The organism is Pantoea wallisii (assembly GCF_002095485.1).
Taxonomy (GTDB): Bacteria; Pseudomonadota; Gammaproteobacteria; order Enterobacterales; family Enterobacteriaceae; genus Pantoea; species Pantoea wallisii.
Window position 1 is genome coordinate 1 of record NZ_MLFS01000118.1, and the last position, 2352, is coordinate 2352.

1 pseudogene is annotated in these 2352 nt (G+C 53.3%); it reads right to left on the minus strand.

Annotated features, from left to right (window positions below):
* Positions 1-81 precede the first annotated feature (81 nt).
* A pseudogene (gene ltrA, locus HA48_RS21775) lies at positions 82-1748 on the minus strand (group II intron reverse transcriptase/maturase).
* Positions 1749-2352 lie beyond the last annotated feature (604 nt).

Consider the following 2352-nt stretch of genomic DNA (forward strand, 5'->3'; position numbering starts at 1 on the left):
GTCGGGTAGCAGCAGCGCATTACTGCGCCGCCGCCCCCTAAGAACGGTACGTGCAGGTTTCCCCGCATACCGCTCAAGCCTTTATAGATGCCCGCTATGGGCACCGGTTTCCCTGCTGTGTAACTGACGGTGGCAGTTGGGATGTAGCAGCTCAAGATTAGACATATCGTCGCTCCCGCCCATCACCTTCCTGATCCGGTGGTGTATATTCCAGCCTGTCTGGTTGGTGATGAGTTGTCTGCAACGAGGGCAGCACTTACCCTGACGCTTCCACAATGCCGCCACGGTTTTCATCTTCTTCAGTTTCCCGGTCCAGATCAGGTCCAGACGGCGTTCGAAGTAGATTTCCATGCCGGGCGAATAAGGGGTTGCATCGCCTCTGATCTTGATATGGCGTTTGATTGGCGTATCCATCGCCCGGGTGAGATGCAGTGTTTTACCCTCCGGGGTCGCTGCGCTGAACAGCCAGCGCCTGTCCCCGAACGTGAAATACTTATCTGCAATCCAACGGCGGCCTTTACGTGTATGCCGTCGTTTACACCATTGCCATATTACCCGCCAGATTTGGGTGTCGACGTAATTAAAGATATCTTTGGCCACGACATGCTGATGATAAGTCGCCCATCCACGGATCACGGGGTTGAGCAGGTTTATCAGTTTCCATGCCGGAAGCGTCGGATTGCCTTTAATTATTCTTCTGACTTTGCTCAGGAAGTTTTTCAGATTCTTTTTAGCAGGCTTGATGAGCATCTTGCCGCCGTATTTTCTGACGTTCTGCCCCAGAAAGTCGAAGCCTTCTTCTATATGCGTTATCGCTTTTTTTCCTCAGACAGCACGAGCCCCCGTTTTTGCATGAACGCTGCTATCAGGGGTTTAACCTCATTCTCCAGCAGCTCGCGGGAGATCCCTGAGCAGATGAAGTCGTCGGCATAGCGCACATAGTTCACCTGATGTTTTGCCCCGTAATGCTTACTCTTCCTGAATGTGCGCATCAGTTCTCCCTCCAGCCCGTCGAGTGCCATATTGGCGAGGAGGGGAGAGATAATGCCTCCCTGCGGAGTGCCGCTTCTGGTGTTATAGAAGACGCCTTTTTCCATATATCCGGCTTTCAACCATTTACTGAGGATCCGCTTGTCCATTGGTATATTGGACAGCAGCCAGTCATGGCTGATGTTGTCAAAACACCCTTTGATATCGCCTTCCAGTACCCATTTTGGGGATACTTTCTGGCTCATCCGGTGAAATATGGACTCGATGGCATCATGAGTACTACGCATGGGCCTGAAACCATAGCTGTTATTGTCAGCAGTGGTTTCTGCCACCGGCTCCAGTGCCAGTAACCACAGCGCCTGCATGGCTCTGTCCCTTATTGTCGGGATCCCCAGCGGGCGCTTTTTGCCATTCGATTTTGGGATATATATGCGCCTGAGCGGCTGTGGTCTGTAGCTTCGCGGACTCAGGTTGCACATCCCTTTCCATTTTTCATCCGGGGTGTTCCATGTTTTGCCATCCACCCCGGGCGTCCTTCTCCCGGTGTTTTCAGTGACACGTCTGACAGCAACGGCTTTGCCAGAGAACGAGCGTGTGAGAATGCGCTGAAGTTCTCTGACCCGTCGCCATTGTTGCTGCCGGGTTGCCTCTGCAATCCGTAGCTGTAGCTTTCGCACCCGGGCATGACTGGCTCGCCAGTCAATGGCGTGCCAGCCTGTCGGGCGGGGTATCGTGGACACACTGTCGTGTGTATTCATCTCGCTGATATCCTGTTGAAAGTTTTACAGTATCTCATGCAGTTAAAGACCAGACGGAAGTCTGCCCGCTTTCGCGTCGAAGCATGCACCGCTCCGTATCCTGATTATTACCATCAGGCATTCGCTTTTTCCGTCCTCCTCTGCCCGCACCGCCAACAGTGTTCCTTGCGGTTCACCTGCCATCAGGCAGCGATACGGGTTTACCAGGTTCCGTTTAACATACAAAAGGTCAGGGCGGGCTCTGTCTATTCACCGGAGATCTCAATGTCCATGTGCTCCGGGGGGACCAGTGGAGCAACCCGATCTCGTACCATTTTGGTTCAGGCCTTCCAGCATCTTTGGCCTGTTGCCGATAACGGTGTTTATCAACAGTTCACATGTGTTAACCCTTCTGACCAGCCTAGCAATCCAGCCGCATGATGCTTGCAGCAGGGGAGAGTCCCTCACGGGACTGTCCCCGGGCTGACGCCCGATCTCGTTGTCCCGGAAGCTTCAGACCCCGCCGTTTCCAGCGACGCCTGTTCCGGTAGGCTACAGCTAATGGAATAGCTGGTTTTATCAAAGTAAAACAATATGTTAAACGACTTCCTGTCGCACGGCCCCC